Origin of the sequence: Streptomyces sp. NPDC048441 (assembly GCF_043200235.1) — a bacterium.
Lineage (GTDB): Bacteria > Actinomycetota > Actinomycetes > Streptomycetales > Streptomycetaceae > Streptomyces.
In genome coordinates, this window is the sequence record NZ_JBICXM010000010.1 from 223926 (window position 1) to 244565 (window position 20640).

The 20640-nt window shown below is 69.9% G+C and carries 18 protein-coding genes; 7 read left to right on the top strand and 11 right to left on the bottom strand.

Annotation, left to right across the window (positions count from 1 at the left end):
• The first annotated feature begins 79 nt into the window (after positions 1-79).
• Positions 80-874, top strand: a complete 795-nt coding sequence (locus ACGFSB_RS25085; RefSeq protein ID WP_393403322.1) for a DUF6227 family protein — start codon at positions 80-82, stop codon at positions 872-874.
• Between the two features lie 63 nt (positions 875-937).
• On the opposite strand, the gene ACGFSB_RS25090 is transcribed toward ACGFSB_RS25085, so the two are convergent.
• From ACGFSB_RS25090 to ACGFSB_RS25110, 5 genes are all read right to left on the bottom strand, one after another.
• Positions 938-1189, bottom strand: a complete 252-nt coding sequence (locus ACGFSB_RS25090) for a hypothetical protein (protein ID WP_393403325.1) — start codon at positions 1187-1189, stop codon at positions 938-940.
• A 142-nt stretch (positions 1190-1331) separates the two neighbouring features.
• Complete coding sequence (locus tag ACGFSB_RS25095; protein ID WP_393403328.1) at positions 1332-3332, bottom strand: fructose-specific PTS transporter subunit EIIC; 2001 nt, start codon at positions 3330-3332, stop codon at positions 1332-1334.
• 73 nt (positions 3333-3405) lie between these two features.
• Positions 3406-4353 carry a 1-phosphofructokinase gene (pfkB, locus tag ACGFSB_RS25100; protein ID WP_393403527.1) on the bottom strand — a complete coding sequence of 316 codons (948 nt, stop codon included), beginning with the start codon at positions 4351-4353 and terminating at the stop codon, positions 3406-3408.
• A gap of 38 nt (positions 4354-4391) precedes the next feature.
• Positions 4392-5153, bottom strand: a complete 762-nt coding sequence (locus tag ACGFSB_RS25105) for a DeoR/GlpR family DNA-binding transcription regulator (protein WP_393403330.1) — start codon at positions 5151-5153, stop codon at positions 4392-4394.
• Positions 5154-5606: 453 nt separating this feature from the next.
• Positions 5607-6242 carry a TetR/AcrR family transcriptional regulator gene (locus ACGFSB_RS25110; RefSeq protein ID WP_393403333.1) on the bottom strand — a complete coding sequence of 212 codons (636 nt, stop codon included), beginning with the start codon at positions 6240-6242 and terminating at the stop codon, positions 5607-5609.
• 158 nt (positions 6243-6400) lie between these two features.
• Between ACGFSB_RS25110 and ACGFSB_RS25115 the strand changes: the two genes are divergently transcribed.
• Positions 6401-7672 carry an extracellular solute-binding protein gene (locus ACGFSB_RS25115; protein ID WP_393403336.1) on the top strand — a complete coding sequence of 424 codons (1272 nt, stop codon included), beginning with the start codon at positions 6401-6403 and terminating at the stop codon, positions 7670-7672.
• A gap of 36 nt (positions 7673-7708) precedes the next feature.
• Here ACGFSB_RS25115 and ACGFSB_RS25120 read toward each other — a convergent pair whose 3' ends face one another.
• Positions 7709-9250 carry an MFS transporter gene (locus tag ACGFSB_RS25120; RefSeq protein ID WP_393403339.1) on the bottom strand — a complete coding sequence of 514 codons (1542 nt, stop codon included), beginning with the start codon at positions 9248-9250 and terminating at the stop codon, positions 7709-7711.
• Positions 9251-9312: 62 nt separating this feature from the next.
• Between ACGFSB_RS25120 and ACGFSB_RS25125 the strand changes: the two genes are divergently transcribed.
• Positions 9313-10335 carry a helix-turn-helix transcriptional regulator gene (locus tag ACGFSB_RS25125; RefSeq protein ID WP_393403530.1) on the top strand — a complete coding sequence of 341 codons (1023 nt, stop codon included), beginning with the start codon at positions 9313-9315 and terminating at the stop codon, positions 10333-10335.
• A 283-nt stretch (positions 10336-10618) separates the two neighbouring features.
• Here ACGFSB_RS25125 and ACGFSB_RS25130 read toward each other — a convergent pair whose 3' ends face one another.
• Positions 10619-11626 (bottom strand): RNA polymerase sigma factor RpoD/SigA, encoded by a 1008-nt coding sequence (locus ACGFSB_RS25130; RefSeq protein WP_393403342.1) that lies wholly within the window; start codon positions 11624-11626, stop codon positions 10619-10621.
• A 188-nt stretch (positions 11627-11814) separates the two neighbouring features.
• Between ACGFSB_RS25130 and ACGFSB_RS25135 the strand changes: the two genes are divergently transcribed.
• Together ACGFSB_RS25135 and ACGFSB_RS25140 are read left to right on the top strand one after the other, a co-directional pair.
• Positions 11815-12357 carry a GNAT family N-acetyltransferase gene (locus ACGFSB_RS25135; protein ID WP_393403344.1) on the top strand — a complete coding sequence of 181 codons (543 nt, stop codon included), beginning with the start codon at positions 11815-11817 and terminating at the stop codon, positions 12355-12357.
• 91 nt (positions 12358-12448) lie between these two features.
• Entirely contained in the window at positions 12449-13540 is a 1092-nt protein-coding gene (locus ACGFSB_RS25140) for a questin oxidase family protein (protein WP_393403346.1), read from the top strand.
• 14 nt (positions 13541-13554) lie between these two features.
• On the opposite strand, the gene ACGFSB_RS25145 is transcribed toward ACGFSB_RS25140, so the two are convergent.
• The gene (locus tag ACGFSB_RS25145; RefSeq protein ID WP_393403349.1) at positions 13555-14337 is read right to left on the bottom strand and encodes a dioxygenase; all 783 of its coding nucleotides are present in this window, start codon (positions 14335-14337) and stop codon (positions 13555-13557) included.
• A 119-nt stretch (positions 14338-14456) separates the two neighbouring features.
• Between ACGFSB_RS25145 and ACGFSB_RS25150 the strand changes: the two genes are divergently transcribed.
• Positions 14457-14972 (top strand): MarR family winged helix-turn-helix transcriptional regulator, encoded by a 516-nt coding sequence (locus ACGFSB_RS25150; RefSeq protein ID WP_393403352.1) that lies wholly within the window; start codon positions 14457-14459, stop codon positions 14970-14972.
• A 20-nt stretch (positions 14973-14992) separates the two neighbouring features.
• Here the strand turns inward: ACGFSB_RS25150 and ACGFSB_RS25155 are convergent, their stop codons facing one another.
• Both ACGFSB_RS25155 and ACGFSB_RS25160 read right to left on the bottom strand, forming a co-directional pair.
• Positions 14993-16501: an MFS transporter gene (locus ACGFSB_RS25155; protein ID WP_393403356.1), complete on the bottom strand. Its 1509-nt coding sequence runs from the start codon at positions 16499-16501 to the stop codon at positions 14993-14995.
• A gap of 129 nt (positions 16502-16630) precedes the next feature.
• On the bottom strand, positions 16631-17293 hold the full coding sequence (locus ACGFSB_RS25160) for a TetR/AcrR family transcriptional regulator (RefSeq protein WP_393403358.1): 663 nt from the start codon (positions 17291-17293) through the stop codon (positions 16631-16633).
• Between the two features lie 370 nt (positions 17294-17663).
• Here ACGFSB_RS25160 and ACGFSB_RS25165 point away from each other — a divergent pair, with 370 nt between their 5' ends.
• A complete protein-coding gene (locus ACGFSB_RS25165) occupies positions 17664-18947 on the top strand; it encodes a M6 family metalloprotease domain-containing protein (protein ID WP_393403361.1) in 1284 nt (427 codons plus the stop codon).
• A 9-nt stretch (positions 18948-18956) separates the two neighbouring features.
• Here the strand turns inward: ACGFSB_RS25165 and rho are convergent, their stop codons facing one another.
• A complete protein-coding gene (rho, locus tag ACGFSB_RS25170; protein WP_393403364.1) occupies positions 18957-20183 on the bottom strand; it encodes a transcription termination factor Rho in 1227 nt (408 codons plus the stop codon).
• Between the last annotated feature and the right edge of the window lie 457 nt (positions 20184-20640).

Here is a 20640-nt window from a genome sequence, read left to right on the forward strand (position 1 = left end):
CCGTTCCCGGGCATGATGTCCGACGCAGGGGCTACGGTATGCACTCACCAGGTGACATGCAGCAACGCCGGGAGAAACCTTGAGCGTTCCGTACGAGTACGAGACCGCGTACGAACCACCCGAGTCGCCCGAGCAGACGCCCCCGCACTCTCCGCAGGAGCATCTCGAGCGGCTTCTTCGCCGCGCCCTGAACTCCTTCGACCTGCCGGACGAGACGATACGCCGTCTGGACTCCGCCCTGGCGTACGACAGTTCGCTGCACTCCGCGCACCACAGCGCGGGCCTGCACCGCGAGACGTACCGGCACACGTGGCTGCTCGCCGACGCGGGAGCGCTCACCCTCTGGGAGCTCGTACACAACACCGGCCCCGGCCATCACGCCCAGCACGAGCTGTACGCGGACGAGGAGGAGGCCGGTGTCGCCACCTCGCGCCTGCCGCTCCCGCCCGACACCCCCGCCGGCGCCTGCGAGCAGCCCGTCGTGCTCCAGCTCCCGGTCGAGTACGAGCCCCGGCACACGTACGTCCCCGACGACTCGGCGGACCACGCGCGCAGGCTGCTGCGCCGCGCGGAGAACACGATGGACGCGGGACGGCCCGGCGAGGACATCGAGCGGCTGCTGCGCTCGGCGTTCGCGCACCAGATCACGCAGGCCTTCGGCCGCCCCCGCCTGGCGGGTGAGGCCCGGCTCTGCTTCTCGCTCTACGAACACGCGTTCCTGCTCTTCGACGGCAGCGAGCTCAGCCTCTGGGAGGTCGAGCACACGGTCACGCCGGACAAGCGGCACAGGTGCGAGGTGTACGCCAGCGAGGACTCGGCCCGCGCGGCGATGGAGCAGCGCGCGCGGAGCATCCCGCGGCAGCGCACGAAGTAAGCGCAGGCGCCACGTCAGGCACCGGCACTAACGATGGGGACGCAGAAAAGGCGACGACCGCTGCTAGCGGCCGTCGCCGAACTGCCGTACAAGACCCGCGAAAGCGGCCCGCTCGTCCGCCGTCAGCTCCACCGTCTCGGTGCGCGGCGGACCCGTCTGCGCGGGCAGCGCGCGCAGCGCCTGAGCCTGGGGCCAGACATCCACATCGAACCGGTCGCGCCGTAGCACCCGCATCAGGCCCACGGCCCAGACGACGGTCGCGGCGGCGAGCACGGCCACGCCTATCTGCTGGGGGATCGAGACATTCTGGAGCATGACGCACAGTAGACAACACGTTCCGGGACTTCCGACAGGGGAATCATGGGACTTACGTCCTGAAGTGACGCATGTCGCACAACCCATCCCATAGGGCCCGAACAGCCAGCCGCGGAAGGACTCAGGAAGACTGAGAAGGGGCTCAGACGACCGCGACCGGGACCCGCTCGGCCTCCTCCACGGCTTCCCCGTCCGCGGCGACGCCCTCCGAAGGAGCCGTCTTCCGAGCCCCCTTGAGCAGAATGACCGCCACGGTCGAGACGCCGACTCCAGCCGCGATCGCCACCAGATACAGCAGCGGCTGCCCGATGAGCGGCACCACGAAGATGCCGCCGTGCGGAGCCCGCAGCGTGCAGTCGAAGGCCATCGACAGAGCGCCGGTGACCGCGCCGCCCGCCATCGACGCGGGGATCACCCGCAGCGGATCGGCCGCGGCGAACGGGATCGCGCCCTCGGTGATGAAGGAGGCGCCGAGGAACCAGGCCGCCTTGCCGTTCTCGCGCTCGGTCTTGGTGAAGAGCCGGCCACGGACGGTCGTGGCGAGAGCCATGGCGAGCGGCGGCACCATACCGGCGGCCATCACCGCGGCCATCACCTTGAGGCTGCCGTCGGTCGGGTGGGTGAGACCGCCGACGGCGAAGGCGTACGCGACCTTGTTCAGCGGGCCGCCGAGGTCGAAGCACATCATCAGGCCCAAGATCACGCCGAGAACGATGGCGTTGGCGCCGGACAGACCCTCCAGCCAGTCCGTGAGGGCGCTCTGCAACGAGGCGATGGGCTTCCCGATGACGAGAAACATCAGGAAGCCGACGACAGCGGACGAGATCAGCGGGATCACGACCACCGGCATGATGCCGCGCAGGACGGCTGGAATCCGTACCCGCTGGATGCCCATGACGACGGCACCCGCGATCAAGCCCGCCGCGAGACCGCCGAGGAAGCCCGCATTGATGGTGACGGCGACGGAGCCGCCGACGAAGCCCGGCACCAGACCCGGCCGGTCGGCCATTCCGTACGCGATGTAGCCCGCGAGGACCGGCACCAGGAAGGCGAAGGCGAGCCCGCCGATCTGGAAGAGGAGCGCGGCCCAGCTGGTGGAGTCCGCCCACGCGAAGTGTTCGGCGACGGACGGCGCCTTGTCGATCTTCCAGCCGCCGATGGCGAACCCTAGCGCGATGAGGAGGCCGCCCGCGGCGACGAACGGGACCATGTAACTGACGCCGGACATCAGCCACTTGCGCAGCTTGGTGCCGTAGCCGTCGCCGCTTTCGCCCGCGTGGTCGACGGGGCTCGCCCCGGCGCCCGCGGTGATCTCACCGCGCGCGGCCTTCTCCCGCACCTCCGCGATGAGCGCGGCGGGCTTGCTGATGCCTGCCTTGACCCCCACATCGACGATGGGCTTACCGGCGAACCGGCCCTTCTCCCGTACGGGAACGTCGTGCGCGAAGATGACGCCGTCGGCGGCGGCGATGACCGCCGGGTCGATGCGGGTGAAGCCCGCTGACCCCTGGGTCTCCACCGTCAGCTCTACGCCTGCCTCGCGGGCGGCGTTCTCGAGGGACTCGGCCGCCATGTAGGTGTGGGCGATGCCCGTGGGGCAGGAGGTGACCGCCACGATGCGGAACGGCTCCGCCGGGGGTGGGTCGTTTCTCGGGTGCGGGTCGGTGGGTTCTTCTGTTGATTCCCCACCCGCCCGACCATTACCCCGGATCAAGTCCGTCGCCGTCTCCGCATCCTCGGCCCCCCGCAGCGCGCTCGTGAACTCCTCGTCCATCAACTGCCGTGCCAGCGACGACAGAATGGCCAGGTGGGCATCATCAGCGCCCTCTGGCGCCGCGATCAGGAAGATCAGATCGGCGGGCCCGTCCGGCGCCCCGAAGTCGATGCCGTCGGCCGATCGGCCGAACGCCAGGGTCGGCTCCGTGACGTGGGCGCTGCGGCAGTGCGGGATGCCGATGCCGCCGTCCAGGCCGGTCGGCATCTGCGCCTCGCGGGCCGCCACATCGGCGAGGAACCCCTCCAGATCGGTCACCCGGCCCAGGGCCACCATGCGCTCGGCGAGGGCACGGGCCGCCGCTTCCTTGGTTCCGGCGGACCGGTCGATTTCGAGGTCGACCAGTTCCGCGGTGATCATCTCGCTCATCGCGGGCTCCTTCGCACGCGTATCGCCCGGAGGGCGGGGTGGGGACGGGTGATGCGGGGGACAGGGGTGCGGGTCATGACGCCGGCTCCGTCAGTACGCGGTTCAACGGGATGTCCGTCGTGACCGTGACCGCGGCCGGGGCCAGGTCGGACGGGGTCGGCATCGCGCTGCCGGGGAGCTGGACCGCGGCGGCGCCGTGCGCGACAGCGGAGGCCAGGGCGTCGGCCCCAGTGCCTCCAGCGATGAGGAAACCGGCCAGGGAGGAGTCACCGGCGCCGACGTTGCTGCGTACGGCGTCGACCTGGGCGCTGCCGAAGTACGCGCCCGACGCGTCGACCAGGAGCTGACCGTCCGCCCCCAGGCTGGCGAGCACGGCACGTGCGCCAAGCTCCCGCAGCTCCTCGGCGGCCTTCAAGGCGTCACCGACGGTGGCGAGCGGGCGGCCGACCGCTTCGGCGAGCTCCTCCGCGTTCGGCTTGACGACGTCCGGCCGCTCGGCGAGCGCGGCGAGCAGCGCAGGTCCCGATGTGTCCAGGGCGATCCGGGCTCCGGCGGCATGTGCGCGGGCCACCAACTCGGCGTACCAGGAGGGCGCGAGACCGCGCGGCAGGCTGCCGCAGCAGGCGATCCAGTCGGCCCCGCCGGACCGCTCCCGCACCACGGACAACAGCAACTCAGCCTCATCCGCGGTCACTTCAGGACCCGGCGCATTGATCTTGGTGAGCGTGCCGGCAGGCTCGGCGACCGCGATATTGGAACGGGTCTGACCCGCCACCGGGACCGGCGCGACCTCGATGCCCTGCTCGTCCAGAAGCTGGGCGACCAGCGCGCCGGGCGCGCCGCCGAGCGGCAGGACGGCGAGCGTCGCCGCACCCGCCGCCGCGACCGCCCTCGATACGTTGACGCCCTTGCCGCCCGGATCCATCCGCTCGCCGGTGGCCCGGATGACCTCGCCGCGGTCCAGCGAGGGGACCTCGTAGGTGCGGTCGAGGGAGGGGTTCGGGGTGACGGTGAGGATCATGCGAGTACGTACCGTTTCCTTGCTCATGCTCTGGCCGCTCATGCGCGGATCACTTCGGTGCCGCCGCTCTCGATCGCGGCGGCATCCTCCACGCTGAGCCCGCTGTCGGTGATCAGAAGATCCACGTCGCCCAGATCACCGAAGCGCGCGAAGTGCTCCTGCCCGTGCTTGGTGGAGTCCGCGAGGAGCACGACCCGGCGGGCCGCGCCGATCGCGGCGCGCTTGACGGCGGCCTCGGCGAGATCGGGGGTGGTGAGACCGGCCTCGGCGGAGAAGCCGTTCGCGGCCACGAAGAGCACGTCGGCCCTGATCTCTCCGTACGCCCGCAGCGCCCACGCGTCGACGGCCGCGCGCGTACGGCTGCGGACCCGGCCCCCGATGAGGTGCAGCTGGATGCCGGGGTGATCGGCGAGGCGGGCCGCGATGGGCAGGCCGTGTGTGACGACGGTGAACGTCGCTTCCAGCGGGAGGGAGTCCGCGAGCCGGGCGACGGTCGAGCCCGCGTCGAGGATGACGCTGCCCTCGGCGGGCAGCTCGGCGAGCGCTGCGCGTGCGATGCGGTCCTTCTCGTCGGCCGCCGTGCCTTCGCGCTCGGCGAGGTCGGGCTCGAAGTCGAGGCGCCCGGCGGGGATGGCACCGCCGTGCACTCGCCGTACGAGACCGGCCCGGTCAAGGGCCTTCAGGTCGCGCCGGACGGTCTCGGCGGTGACCTGAAACGCCTCGGCCAACGACAGGACATCAACCCGCCCCCCATCCCGGGCCAGCCGGAGAATCTCCTGCTGCCGCTCCGGTGCGTACATGTCGCCTCCGCGTATGCCCGAGTCTGTGGGTTCACCCCGGATGCTACGGCCGCATTCCACCAAAGTAAACAAGCTCGGGCATCCAACAGACCCAAACGGACTTCCACCCGCATAAGCAAGGCGCACGCCCTTCAACCTTGCCGAACAGGCTTTCCCACCCTCCCCCAAGCTCTTAAAGAGCAGGGGGGACCCCATCCCGATTGCCCCGCAGTGAACACGCCCCTGCCGTGGGGGCTCGGCTCCGATGCACCCGCTGTCGGCAGCGGACCCGCGGGGTCGTGTCGGTATTTCCGCCCGGAGCACGGTTCCCAGAACTCCAGAACCGAAGAAGCCCGACGCTCAGACCGTGATGGCGAGGACGGACATACCGGCGCGGCCCCGCTGCCACCGACAGACCGATGCCGCGTCGCCAACCCCCACCCAACGAGCCACAGGCGCCGCAGGCACCCCCACCTACGGCCAGCGGAAGCCCTCAAGCCTGTCCACGCACACCACAGCGAGAGCCGCAGGGCCGGCCGGGCCCTCAGCCGGATCGTCGCCCGCAGCCCACGTCTCCACCGCCACCCGCACCGCCGCACTCGCGACCCCCGCCACAAGACGAAGCTCCAGCGAGGGCGAGGCAGAGGGCGAGGGCGAGGGAGTGCCGACGCCACCCTCCCGCTCGGCGAGTACCGAGATCAGCGTCTCCTCCGAGGCATGGCAGGCGTCGGACCACACCGCCCGCAACGCCGCACTCTCCCCCGCCATCCGCAGCAACGACCGCACCCACTCCAACGCCTCCGCATCCCCGTCAGGGACCAGCGCCCGCGCCGCCGCATGGCGCAGCGCATCCCGTACGGAGAGCCCGGCAGGCGCCCCCCGCACCGCCTCGGCCCACTGCTGCGCACCGGCGGCGAAGAGCGGCGCGACCGCCTCCTCCTTTGTAGCGAAATAGCGGTAGAAGGTACGCGGCGCGACCCCCGCCGCGCGGGCGATGTCCTCGGCGCGGGTGGCGCGGAGCCCGTTCTCGATGAAGAGCGAGGCGGCCGTGCGGGCGATGTCCAGGCGCGTCTCGGCCTTACGACGGTCGGTCAGCGAACTTCCGGGCATGCGAGGCAGGTTATGCCAGCGGGCCTCAAGGCATGTCATGCCTGTATGGCAGAATCTGCCACCGTCGTCCGAGCACAACCACGAGGCACGGCCAAGAGCACGACCAAGAGCACGATCACGAGCACGGCCAAGAGCACGATCACGAGCACAACCAAGAGGTGGCAACAGCAGTGCGCCGTCGGCAGTTCCTTCTCCGCTCGGCCGGTCTCACCGGCGCCTCCGCACTGGGCCTTGGCGGCCTCAGCGCCTGCGGATCCGGCAGCGACACCACCACCCTCAGCCTCCTCGTCGCCAGCTACGACGAAAGTGTCGGCTCCTCCATCGGCGACCAGTGGGGCGGCCTCGTCGCCACCTTCGAGAAGACGCACCCCACCGTCAAGATCGCCCTGGAGCGCGTCCCCTTCGACAAGCTCGACCGGACGCTCGCCCGCCGCGTGAAGGACGGCAACGCACCCGACATGGCGCAGTCGAACGTCTTCGCGCCCTACGCCGAGGACGACCAGCTCTACAGCGCGTCCGACCTCTTCGAGATCCGCACCGAGGCCGACTTCACCCGGTCGTACGCCGAGGCGGGATCGGTCAAGCACATCCAGTACGGCATCCCGTTCCTGGCCAGCACCCCGCGCCTCTTCTACAACAGGGCCCTCTTCAAGCAGGCCGGCATCAGCGGCGCCCCCACCTCCTGGGACGAGCTGCGGTCGGCGGCCCAGGCCCTGAAGGGGATCGGCGTGAAGACGCCGTACGGCCTGCAACTGGGCCCCGAAGCGGCCGAGGACGAGACCCTCTCCTGGCTGCTCGCGGACGAAGGCGGCTACTCCGCCCTGAGCGGCTACGACTTCGCCACCCCCGGCAACACCGAGACGCTGACCTGGATCCGGGACGAGCTGGTGGCGAAGGGGCTCGCGGGCGCGAACCCGGCGGGGCTCAACAGGACAGCGGCGTACGCGCAGTTCATGCGAGGCCATATCGGGATGCTGGTCGCGCACCCGGTGCTCATGGGCGCCGCGGACAAGGTCAAGTTCCCTTACGCCCATGCCGCGTTCCCGGCGCGGCGGGGCGGGGCCGCGGCCCCGGTTGGGCTGAGCGACTGGTTGATGGCGTTCAAGCAGAACGGCCACGTCACGGAGTGCGGCCAGTTCCTCAGCCACCTCTACGGCCGTAAGTCGGCGAAGGCGTACGGAGGCGGCCAGACCGCACTCCCGGTGACCAGCTCCGCATCGGCGGCGCTGCGCGCGGACGCGGCACAGCGTCCACTGTGGAAGTTCATCGACCAGATGCCGCAGGCGCGGTTCCAGCCGGTCAGCCTGCGGTCGTGGCCGACGGTACGGGCGGCCATCCGCAAGGAGATCGGGCCCGCCGTAATGAAGGGCGGCAACCCCAAGGCCGTACTCGAGTCCCTGGACACGGCAGCGGCCCAGGCAGAGCTCTAGGCTCCACCCGGGCCGCACCCGCCGATCCGACACCGCTCAGGGAGTCAACGCGGGCTCCCGCTGCTCCCGCTCCGGCAGTTCACCGGCTTCCTCAGACACCTCATCGCCGCCCTCGACATGCTGTCGCGCCTTGCTCGGCAGGGCGAACATCAGCAGGAAGATGACGACGAGCACACCGACGACCCACCACAGCGAGTTCTGGAACGCGCCCGCGATCTCCAGGGGCACCTCACTCCGCGCCGCCTTCTCGTCGATCATGCCGAAGAACACCACGGAGACCAGGCCGAGCCCGAGCGCCGTACCCATCTGCTGCACGGTGTTGAGCAGCCCGGACGCGGAGCCCGAGTGCTCACGCGGCACGTCCGACAGGATGGCGTCCGTGAGGGGCGCGACGATGAACCCCATACCGGCACCCATCACGGCCAGCGGAAGCGCCATCTGCCAGGACGCGATGCCCGCGCCGTACCGGTCCGCCTCCCAGATGTAGAGCAGCACTCCGGCCGCCATGATGAGCGCGCCGCCCTGCAACACCTTGCGCCCGAACCGCGGCACGAGCAGCTGCACGGACATACCGGCCGCCGCCGAGACGCCGATCGAGAACGGGATCCCGGTCGTGCCGGCCCGCAGCGCGCTCCAGCCGAGCCCCGTCTGCATATAGATCGTCCAGACCAGGAAGAAGATGCCCATCGCGATACCGAACACGGTCTGCACCGCGATGCCCGCGGCGAAACTCTTCACCTTGAACAGGGAAAGCTCCACGAGCGGCGAACCGTCCTTGGCTGCCTTCGCCTTCTCGTACGCGATGAGCGCGCCGAAGACGACGAGTCCGCCCGCCATCATGGCGTAACCCCACAGAGGCCAGTCCAACTCCCGCCCACGGGTGAGCGGGTAGAGCACCATCAACATGCCGAGCGTAACGAGGACGACGCCGACGAGGTCGAGCTTGAGGGCCTTCGGCGCCTTGGACTCACTGATGAACTTGCGCCCCAGGATCAGCCCCGCGATACCGACGGGCAGATTGATCAGGAAGATCGGCCGCCACTCGAGCCCGAACAGATTCCACTGGGTCAGCAGCGCGCCGAGCAGCGGCCCCGATACGGCGCCGAGCCCCACGACCATCCCGAAGAGCCCGAAGACCTTGCCCCGCTCGTGCGCGGGGAAGGTGGCGTGCACGATCGACAGGACCTGCGGCACCATCATCGCGGCCATGCCGCCCTGGAGGATCCGGGACGCGACGAGCATCTCCGGGTTGGCGGCGAAGCCGCAGAGGGCCGAGGCGAGCGTGAAGCCGCCGATCCCGATCAGGAACATCCGCTTGCGCCCGTGGATGTCGCCGAGCCGCCCGCCGGTGATGAGCCCGGCCGCGAACGCGAGCGCGTAGCCCGCGGTGATCCACTGGATCTGGCTGTACGAGGCGCCTGCGTTCTCCTGGATGGACGGGATCGCGATGTTGACGATGGTGACGTCCACGAGGTCCATGAAGGCCGCGGTCATCACGATGGCGAGTGCGAGCCAGCGGCGCCGGTCGGCGGCATCGACCGTTCCGGGCGGTGGTGTGGCGGGGCTGCTGTAAGTCATGAGAGGAGACTAGAAGCCATATAGGTCAGATCATGTCCTAGATGAGGAGCATCCTGAACGACATGACGACGACGCCAGGCACGGACACTCCGAGCACGCCGAACACTCCGAACACCCCGAACACCCCGAACACCCCGGCAAGGCTCCTCCAGCTGTTGTCTCTCCTCCAGACTCCCCGGGAGTGGCCCGGCGGGGAGTTGTCCGATCGGCTCGGGGTCAGCCGCCGTACGGTGCGGCGCGATGTCGACCGGCTGCGGGACCTCGGCTACCCGGTCCAGGCGAGCCAGGGGGCGACCGGCGGCTACCGCCTGGTCGCGGGCAAGGCGATGCCTCCGCTGGTCCTGGACGACGAGGAGGCGGTGGCGATCGCGGTGGGCCTGCGGGCGGGGGCGGGCCACGCGGTGGAGGGGATCGAGGAGGCGTCGGTCCGGGCCCTTGCCAAGCTGGAGCAGGTCCTGCCGTCCCGCCTGCGCCACCGGGTCCAGACGCTCCAGATCGCCACCACGCCCCTCACCAGCGGGGACGGGGCGAGCATCGCCCCCGAGACGCTGACGGTGATGGCGTCCGCCGCGGCGGGCCAGGAACGGCTGCGCTTCGCGTACCGCGCCAAGGACGGCACGGAGTCCCGCCGCCTGACGGAGCCGTACCGCCTCGTGTCGACGGGGCGGCGCTGGTATTTGGTCGCGTACGACATCGACCGCGACGATTGGCGCACGTTCCGCGTGGACCGGGTGTCGACGCCCTTTGCGACGGGCGCGCGCTTCATTCCGCGGGAGTTGCCGACGGGGGATGCGGCGGAGTTCATCCGCCGGTCCATGTGGCGGGGGCAGCCGTCGTACGCGATCGACGTGACGTTCGAGGCGTCCGCGGAATCCATCGCGGCGATGTTCCCCGCGGGTCTTGGCACGCCGGAGGCGCTGACGGCCACGAGGTGCCGCCTCCGCTCGACGGTGACGGACTCCGTCGAATGGCTGGCGGTCCGGCTGGCCACGGTCGGCTGCCCCTTCACGGCCCACGAGCCCCCGGAACTGGTGACGTCCCTACGGGAGCTGGGCTCCCGCCTGACCCGGGCCGCAGGGGCGTGAGGGTGGGTCCCCCTGGGCCAGCCGCCCCACCGCGGCCCGCTGGATGCGGGCCCGCGCTTCGCGCGAAAGAACTGTCCCGCGCTTCACGCGGAGGTCTCCCACCCACCCGATTACCCCGGGGTAATGGGTGGGTGGGTGGGAAAGATCCGCGCGAAGCGCGGGAAAGAACCCCCACCCCACCCGCAAGAGAAACGAAAAAAGAGCCCCGGTGCCGGGGGGGGATGGCACCGAGGCTCAGCTACAGGGGACCCGTCAGCTATGAGGGACCCGTAAGGCAGGCCGCCTAGGCCGCCGCGTCGAAGCCCGTGTCCCGAGCCAGCTTCTTCAGTTCCAGCAACGCGTGCTTCTCGATCTGCCGGATCCTCTCCCGCGTCAGACCATGCTGCTTGCCGACCTCCGTCAGCGTCCGCTCACGGCCGTCCTCGATGCCGTACCGCATCTTGATGATGGAGGCCGTGCGCTGGTCGAGGCGGCCGATCAGGTCGTCCAGTTCCTCGCTGCGCAGCAGCGTCAGGACGGACTGCTCGGGCGAGACCGCGGAGGTGTCCTCGAGGAGGTCACCGAACTGCGTGTCGCCGCTGTCGTCCACGCCCATGTTGAGCGAGACCGGGTCGCGCGCCCAGTCCAGGACGTCTATGACCCGCGCCGGAGTGGAGTCGAGCTCCGCGGCGACCTCTTCGGGCTCCGGGTCGCGTCCGTGCTTGCGGTTGAACTCACGCATGACGCGGCGGATCCGCCCCAGCTCCTCCACCAGGTGGACGGGGAGCCGGATGGTGCGGGACTGGTCGGCGATGGAGCGGGTGATGGCCTGACGGATCCACCATGTCGCGTACGTGGAGAACTTGAAGCCCTTGGCGTAGTCGAACTTCTCGACCGCGCGCACCAGGCCCGCGTTCCCCTCCTGGATCAGGTCGAGGAGCGGCAGACCACTCCTCGGATAGCGGCGCGCCACAGCCACGACGAGCCGCAGATTGGACCGGATGAAGACATCCTTCGCCCGCTCGCCATCGGCGACCAGCGTGTCGAGCTCCTCGCGGGACGCCTTCGCGCCCGCGCCGGAGCTTTCGACCTCGCCGTCGATTATTTTGCGGGCGAAGACACCCGCCTCAATGATCTGGGACAGCTCGACTTCCTTGGCGGCGTCGAGCAGCGGTGTACGCGCGATCTCGTCGAGGTACATGCCGACCAGGTCGCGGTCGGCGATCTCCCCGCCTACGGCGCGAACACTGCGTGCCCCGTCGGTCTCGCCGGAGGCGGCGGACTTACGACGGGCGACGGCACGGGTTGCCATGCGTGCTCCCTTGCGATGGTTGTCCTGGTCGGCCCTGCTCAAGGACCGGGCCTCTGTGGTGGAAACCACACCCTTCCGGGTGCCCTGCTTCCGATGGAAACAACGACTGGAATCCGGACAGAATTCCCAAGCCGCGCATCTATTTTCCTGGCGTTGCAGTACCCTGTGCCGCCACAAAGGGAGGCCAGATGCCGTCGAAACGTACAGAGGTGCAGGTCAGGCCGGGCGCGGAGGCGGACCTCGGGGCGCTGACCGACATCTACAACCACTATGTACGTGAGACGGCGATCACCTTCGACACAACCGTCTTCCTGCCGGAAGAGCGCCGCCCTTGGCTGCTCTCCCACCCTGAAGACGGCCCTCACCGCCTGAAGGTTGCCCAGGAGCGGGATTCCGGCCGCATCCTGGGCTACGCCACCAGTAGCCCTTTCCGAGCGAAGCCCGCGTACGCCACTTCAGTGGAAGTAACCGTCTACTGCGCTCCGGACACCGGTGGCCGCGGCATCGGCACGCTTCTCTACAAGGCGCTCTTCGAGGCCCTGGAAGGCGAAGACCTGCACCGCGCCTACGCCGGGATCGCCCAGCCGAACGACGCGTCGGCCCGCCTCCACGCACGCTTCGGCTTCCGGCACATCGGCACGTACAAAGAAGTGGGCCGGAAGTTCGGCCGCTACTGGGACGTCGCCTGGTACGAGCGTCCCATCGGCCCGCTGTCCCGGGCAGAGTCCTAGGTCCCGAGCAGAGTCCTAGGTCCTGAGCCTGGGCTCGCCCTAATCCCCAAGGCCGTTACGCCCCCACCGGCACCCCGCCTACCGTGCCCCCATGGACGCCACAGCCGACACCGCAGCCGATCCCACAAGCGACCCCGCAGGCGACCCCACAGCCGATCCCGCGGGCACCCTCGACGAAGCCCTCCAGCGCCTGCACACCTCGGGCCCCGAGCGCCTGGGACGCCTCACCAACCACGCCCCGATGGCCGTCGAGGCGCTCGCCGCGCACGGGCGGTCCGGCGCGGTCCACCGCTGGCTCGATCTGTACGCGCCGAAGCTGGAGGAGTTCCCGAGCCCGGTCGAGCCGGTCACCGGGGACAACTGGCGCGAAGCCCTCGGTGATCCGCGGCGCGCGGCGGACTGGATCGCGTACTTCGGCAGGCAGACCGGAACCGGCGAACGCCCGTGGCGCGACGTCCTCGCCGAGTGGTGGCCTCGTCTGCTGCCCGGTATGTACGGCGGCTCCATGCACCCGGTGATCCGGGTCGGCCACGCGGTCCGCACGCTCCTCGCGAGCGAACCGGGTGACGAGACCGAACCCCGTATCGCCGAACTCGCCCACGGCCTCGGCTACTGGGCCGCCCGTCACCACCCCGTCACCGGCATCGCACCCCTGCCGCAGAAGCCCGGCACCGCGGCCGCCGCCCTGGACGCCGTCGAGCCGATCACCGAGAGGGACAGCGGCAGCTTCCCCGCCAGGCTCGGCCGGGTCGCGGGCCTCCCCGAGTGGGCGTCCGGCGTGACGGACCCCGACGAGGCGCACCGCGCGCTCACCGACCTGGTGCGTGCGGCGACGCACCGGTACGCGACCCACGGCCACGGCGAGGAGACGATGCTGGTGCACGCGTCGACCGCGCCCAACGCGGTGCTGCGCGCCCTGCCCGCGCTCCCCCGCACCCTGTGGGTGCCGAGCCTGCACGCCGCGTGGACGGCATCGGCCGCCGTGACCTCGATGTACGCCCCGGACGCCCCGGTCGCGTACACCGCACCCGGCACCTTCGCCCCCGAAGAGGTCTTCGAGCGGGCCCTGGCGCACGGCGACGAGCACGTCATCAAGTTCGCGGACACGGCACTGGACGTGGGTGACGAGCAGGCCCTGACGGCGGCCCTGCGAGCGATCGAGATCAGCGAGCCGCTCACGTAACGCGGATAAATCCCTCAGCCGAACTGCACCGACCGCTTCGCGAGCCCCATCCAGAACCCGTCGATCACACTCCGCTGCCCGCCGAGGTCCCCCGAGGCCTCCGCGGCCCCCAGCGTCACGAACAAGGGCGCGAAGTGCTCCGTGCGCGGATGCGCGAGCTCGCCCGCCGGGGACTTGTGCCGGAAGTCGAGGAGACCGTCCACATCGCCGGTGTCGAGCGCCTCGTGACCCCACGCGTCGAACTCCACCGACCACGACGGCGTACCTCCGTGGCGCAGCGCCGCCAGGTTGTGCGTGAAGAAGCCGCTGCCGACGATCAGGACGCCCTCGTCCCGCAGCGGCGCCAGCTTGCGGCCGATGTCCATCAGGCGTCGCGGGTCGAGGGTCGGCAGGGAGATCTGGAGCACGGGGATGTCCGCGCCGGGATACATCTCGACCAGCGGGACATACGCTCCGTGGTCGAGCCCGCGATCCGGGATGTCCTGCACCGGCGTACCTGCCCCGCGCAGCAATTTACGTACGGAGTCGGCCAGTTGGGGTGCGCCGGGAGCGGCGTACGTCACCTGGTAGTAGTGCTCGGGGAAGCCCCAGAAGTCGTAGACGAGAGGCGTCGTCTCCGTCGCGCCGAGTGCGAGCGGGGCCTCCTCCCAGTGGGCGGAGACCATGAGGATCGCCTTGGGGCGCGGCAGTTCGGTCGACCAGGACCTGAGCTGACCGGGCCAGAGTGCGTCATCGGCGAGCGGCGGTGCGCCGTGGCTGAGGTACAGGGCGGGCATGCGCTCCTGGGTTCCGGTCATGACGGCGCCTCCGACGAAACGTTGATTGCTCGACTTGCTTTAACTCTCAAGTAGATCCGGTACACAAGGTACTCGCACTTTGTTTAATGTTCAAGGAAGGCTTGCGTACAGTGGACTACATGGACACGGCACCCACCTCTCCCCCGGACGGGGACCCGCGCTGGCTCGACGACGAGGAACAGCGCACCTGGCTCGCGTACCTGCACGCCACCACGCTCCTGGAGGATCACCTCGACCGCCAGTTGCAGCGCGACGCGGGGATGCCGCACATCTACTACGGCCTTCTCGTCCAGCTGTCCGTCGCCCCGCGCAGGAGGCTGCGGATGACCGAGCTCGCCAAGAACTCCAAGATCACCCGGTCCCGTCTGTCGCACGCCATCGCGCGCCTGGAGAAGAACAGCTGGGTGCGCCGCGAGGACTGCCCCTCCGACAAGCGCGGCCAGTTCGCGATCCTCACCGACGACGGCTACGAGGTGCTTCGCAGGACCGCGCCCGGCCATGTCACCGCCGTACGCCAGGCCCTCTTCGACCGGCTCAGCCCGGAACAGCAGAAGTCCCTCGGCGAGATCATGATGATCGTCGCCGAGGGACTTCAACCGAAGGAGGCGGGCGCGGACCTGCCCTGGCTCCGCTGAGCCTCTTCTGGATCAGGGGGTCAGTGCGCGACCACCGGGATCCGGACCTCGTCCTCCACACCCTCGGTGTCGCCCGAAGCGGCCGGAGTGCTGCTCGGCGCGCCGGTGGTGATGAGGGTGAAGGCGATCGCGGACGCGACCACCAGGATGCCGACCGCCCACCAGGTGGCAGCGGCGTAACCGTCCACCTGGGCCTGCGCCGCCAGGAGCTGCTTCGCGGCCGCGGTGTTGGCGCCCGCCGAGTGCGCTGCCACGTAGGCCGTCGTGGCGGAGGCGGCGATGGTGTTCAGGAGGGCCGTGCCGATCGCGCCACCGACCTGCTGCGAGGTGTTGACCATCGCGGAGGCGACACCGGCGTCACGCGGCTCGACACCGTGCGTGGCGAGCGACATGGCGGGCATGAACGCCGTACCCATGCCGAGGCCGAGCAGCAGCAGCGCCGGCAGGACCAGCGCCGCGTACGAGGAGCCGATCTCCATCTGGGTCAGGAGCAACATGCCGACCGCGGCGACCAGGAAGCCGGGACCCATCAGCAGGCGCGGCGCGACGCGCGTCATCAGGCGGGCGCCGATCTGCGTGGAGCCCGTGATCATGCCGACGATCATCGGCAGGAACGCGAAGCCGGTCTTCACCGGCGAGAAGCCCTGCACGATCTGCAGGTAGTAGGTGAGGAACAGGAACGTGCCGAACATCGCGATGACGGCGAGCCCCAGGGACAGGTAGACACCGCCACGGTTGCGCTCGGTCAGGACGCGCAGCGGCAGCAGCGGCGCCTTGACCTTGGACTCGGTGACCAGGAAGGCCCCGAGCAGCACCGCCGAGCCGACGAACATGCCGATCGTCAGCGCGTCCGACCAGCCGGCGGACTCGGCGCGGGTGAAGCCGTAGACCAGGGCGACCAGGCCCAGGGTGGACAGGAGCACACCGGGGATGTCGAGCGGGGAGCGGTTGCGGCCCTCGGCCGGCTCGCGGATCACGAAGTACGCGCCCGCGGCGGCGACGATCGCGAAGGGGACGTTGACGAAGAACGTCCAGCGCCAGTCCATGTACTCGGTGAGCAGACCGCCGAGAATGAAGCCCACGGCGCCACCGCCACCGGCGATCGCACCGTAGATGCCGAACGCCTTGGCGCGCTCCTTGCCGTCGGTGAACATCACCGCGAGCAGCGACAGCGCGGCCGGCGCGAGCAGCGCACCGAACACGCCTTGCAGGGCGCGGGCGCCGAGCATCATGGCCTCGCCGTTGGCCGCGCCACCGAGCACGGAGGCGACGGCGAAGCCGACCAGACCGACGAGGAAGGCGCGCTTGCGCCCCCACAGGTCGGCTATGCGGCCACCGAAGAGCAGCAGGCCACCGAAGGCCAGGGCGTAGGCCGTGATGACCCACTGGCGGTTGCCGTCCGAGATGCCCAGGTCCTGCTGGGCGGAGGGCAGCGCGATGTTCACGATGGTCGCGTCGAGCACGACCATGAGCTGCGCGAGCGCGATGAAGATCAGCGCTTTCCAGCGCCTGGGATCTGTTTCTGACATGGGAGTAGCCACCTAGCGATACGAGTGGTGAATAAACGACGAAAAGGACACGTGCTGCGTGCTGCGTGCTGCGTGCTGCGAAGTGAAATGGCGTGAAGTGAAATGACGTGAAGCGAGGTCGGGCGGGACTCAGGACTCCCGGAGGTCCTCCAAGGTCGCCGCCTCACCGGGCAGCTCGGAGCGGGCCGGCGCCATCAGGCCGTCGAGGAACAGCTGCAGATGACGGTGGACGAAGCGGTCCATGTTCAGGCACGCGGTGCCGGGCAGCGGCCTGGTGAGCTGGGAGAGGGCGACCATCAGGTCTCCGACGGCGATGTCGGTGCGCAGCTGCCCGGCCGCGCGCGCCCGTTGCATGAGCCCGTCGGTCACGGCTTCGAGCCGCTCACGGGCATCGACCAGATCCGGATGATCGGGGTCGAAGGCCGTCTGGAGCATCGGACACAGGGCACCGATGCGCTCGTCGGCGGATGCGTGCACGAACCGGCGCAGGGCGTCGAACGCGGCGCTCTTGTCGGCGTCGGCCGCCGCGATCGCCTCCTCGGCGTGTGCCGAGACGCGGTCGGTGACCAACAGGACGACCTGGTGGACCAGTTCGGAACGGTCGGCGAAGTGCCGGTAGACCGTGGCGTTGCCGACGCCCGCGCGGCGCGCGACCTCGTCGAGCGGCACATCGGGGCCGAACTCGACGAACATCTCGCGTGCGGCGGCGACGATCCGCTCCCGGTTGCGCAGGGCGTCGGCCCGCGGGCGGGTCACGCGGCGCTGCGCAGCGGTGGCGGTGGCGGTTTCCACGGCGGCACTCCTCAAGGGATGGGCGATGCAACGACTGAGCGATGCAAGGCACTGAGCGGTACAAGGACTGGCGATGCGGGGAATCACTCCCCGTTTCACTCGAACGTAGGTCTAAACGGGGAGACAGTCCCCGGATATTTCCCGCCACCCACATTTCTTCCTGTGACCTGGGCCACACCCACTCCGGCACTTTCTGACGGCGCCTCCTGACGCCTCCCTGACACCGCTCCCCTCCGCGGACACCGCTCCCCTCCGCGAGCGAGAAACCCACGATCGGTCGCACCCAGCGAGCGCCCTCGCCGCCCCCGACAGAGGGTGATCGAACAGGGTGCAGCCAGGACCGGCGGCTGCCGCGAAGGGAGGGCCACGCATGGAGCAGCCGACCTGGAGGCGGATACGCGGAGCCCGTCGTGGCGCGGCACTCGCCGTGTGCGCGGCTCTCGCCCTCACGGTCACGACATCGGCGAGCACCGGCCGCCTGATGGAGAAGTCCCCCACGGCGGCGGGCCCCGTGTCCCTGGCCCGTGCGACGACGCTCGGCCCATGCATGATCAGCGGCGCGATGGGCGTCCAGATGTCGGAGGGCGTGCCCACGTCGGCCGGATACTCCCGGTCCACCGGCACCGTCCGGGCCCTGAACCTCATGATCGACTTCTCCGACGCGCCGGGCGACGGCAGCGCGCTCGACCGTCTCTCGGAGTTCTTCCCGCAGACATCGGACTGGTTCCGCACCAGCTCCTACGGGCGTCTCGACTACCGCCCCGAGTCCCCGATCCCCGACTGGCTGCGGATGCCGAAGAGCTTCAAGGAGTACGGGATAGAGCGGGGCGCCCCCTTCGATCCCGGCTACCGCGAGCTGGTCAAGGACATCGTGGCGGCGGCCGACCCGGACGTGGACTTCCGGGAGTACGACCTGGTGAACATCCTCATCACGCCGAACGCGGGCCCTTCCGCGCTCGACACGGTCCTCTCGGTGACCTTCGCGGGCAACACCGAGGCCCCCGTCGCGGACGGCGTCCCCGTCTCCAACGCGTCGTTCGTCTACAGCCGCCAGGACGACGGCTCCGGCAGCTACCGCGAGAACGGCTATCGCGTACTCCCGCACGAGAACGGCCATGTCTTCGGCCTGCCCGACCTCTACACACAGGAGGGCGGCGGCGCGGTCGGCCACTGGGACATCATGAGCGAGGACTGGGGCGCCAATAACGACCTGCTCGCCTGGCACAAGTGGAAGCTGGGCTGGCTCGGCGACGACCAGGTCAGCTGCGCGTCGAACTCCGGCACGACCGAGCACACGCTGAGCCCGCTCGCCGGGCCCGGCGGCACCAAACTGGCCTTCGTCCCGCTCGACGCGAAGACGGGGTACGCCGTCGAGGTCCGCACCCGCGGCGGCAACGACGAGGCGGTCTGCAAGCCCGGCGTACTCATCTACCGCGTGGACGCCGAGGTCGACACGGGCCGCGGCCCGGTCACCGTCGCCGACTCCACGAAGGACAGCGGCGGCTGCACACGCCGGCCGAACGTCCACGCGGAACTCTCCGACGCGCCCTACGAGCCCGGCCAGACGTTCACGGACAAGAAGGCGGGCGTGCGCATCACGGTGGCGGGCATCGACGCGGAGGGGCGGTACAGAGTGAACGTCACTCGCCCGTAAGGCCACGCCTCAGCCGCCGTTGACCTTGGCGGAACCGGAACCGGAACCGGAGCCAGCGCCGGAGCCTGCGCCCGGCACGGTCTGCTGCACCTGGCGCAGGAAGGCGGCGTTGTCCGGGGTCTTGCGCAGGCGTTCGATGATCGCCTCCAGATTGCTCTGCGCGTCCCTGCCGTGCAGGGCGCGCCGCAGCCCGCGTACGGCGGTCAACTCATCGGCGGGGACGAGCAGTTCGTCACGGCGCGTGCCGGACGGGGTGACGTCGACGGCAGGGAACACCCGGCGCTCGGCCATGCCGCGGTCGAGGCGGAGCTCCATGTTGCCGGTGCCCTTGAGCTCTTCGAAGTAGTAGTCGTCGGCGCGCGACCCGGTCTCCACGAGCACGGTGGCGAGCATGGTCAGCGACCCGCCCTCCTCCGCGAGCCGCGCGGCACCGAAGAGCCGCTTCGGGCCCTGGATGGCGGCGGCGTCGACACCTCCGGAGAGGGTGCGGCCACCGCTGGACGCGGCGTTGTTGTAGGCGCGGCAGAGGCGCGTGAGGGAGTCGAAGAGCATGACGACGTCCCTGCCCTCCTCGGTGAGCCGCTTGGCGCGCTCGACGGCCAGTTCGGCCAGGGCGATGTGCTCCTTGGCGGGCCGGTCGAAGGTCGAGGCGAGCACTTCACCTCGTACGGAACGCTTCATGTCCGTGACTTCTTCGGGCCGTTCGTCGAGGAGTACGACCATGAGGTGCGCCTCGGGATGATTCGCGCTGACCGCTGCGGCGATCTGCTGGAGCAGTACGGTCTTGCCGGTGCGGGGCGGCGCGACGATGAGGCCGCGCTGGCCCTTGCCGACGGGGGCGACGAGGTCGATGAGCCGGGTCGCGACGCTGCCGCCACCGAGGCTGCCGCCGCCGACGCCCTGCGTTTCGAGACGGAGCCGCTCGCGGGGGTGCAGCGGGGTGAGCTCCCCGAACCGCGCCCGCCTGCGCAGGGCTTCGGCGGAGTGCCCGTTGACCCGCTCGACTCCGGTGAGGGTGCGGGCCTTGCCGCAGCTGCCCTGCACCATGTCGCCGGCCCGAAGGCCGAGTTGACGGATGAGGGCGGCGGGGACCTGCACGTCGTTGGGGGTGGGAAGGCAATCGCCGGTACGGAGATGGCCGTTGGAGTTGTGCCCCACGTCGAGGATGCCGGAGGCGGCGACGACGGGGGTGGCTGTGGTGGTGGACTTGTTTCGGGTGATGGTTGCGGTACTCATGATGGGGTCCTTTCGCGAACACGCGAACATGCGAATGACGGGCCCGGCGGAACGGTGTGATCACGTCCCGTACTACGGGCGGAGAAATGAACTGCAGCAAGGGGCTTCGGAGAACTACGGAAGAAGTTCGAAGCTTCGGAGCTACGTGAGCCTCAGCGAGGCGGAAGAAAGAAGATCGGCACCGGCGCCGCAGAAGGCGGCGTACACACGTGCTGTTCGCAAGGTAGCACAGCTTGCGGGGTGCCGGGCGTGACGTGGGTCACGGCGGCGGTGGCGGCCGGGGTGCCGGGAGCGGGGAGCGGGGACTCCGCCTGCCGAGTTCACGTCGGTGATTGCCGCGTAGCCTCGTGGAGTAGCGGCATAGGTACGGGGGGGCGCCGTACCCGGCGTGGACCTGAGAGGTGGACGCTTTACCCGAGGGCAATTCCCGGCCTACGAGTACGTCAAGTCGATGGAA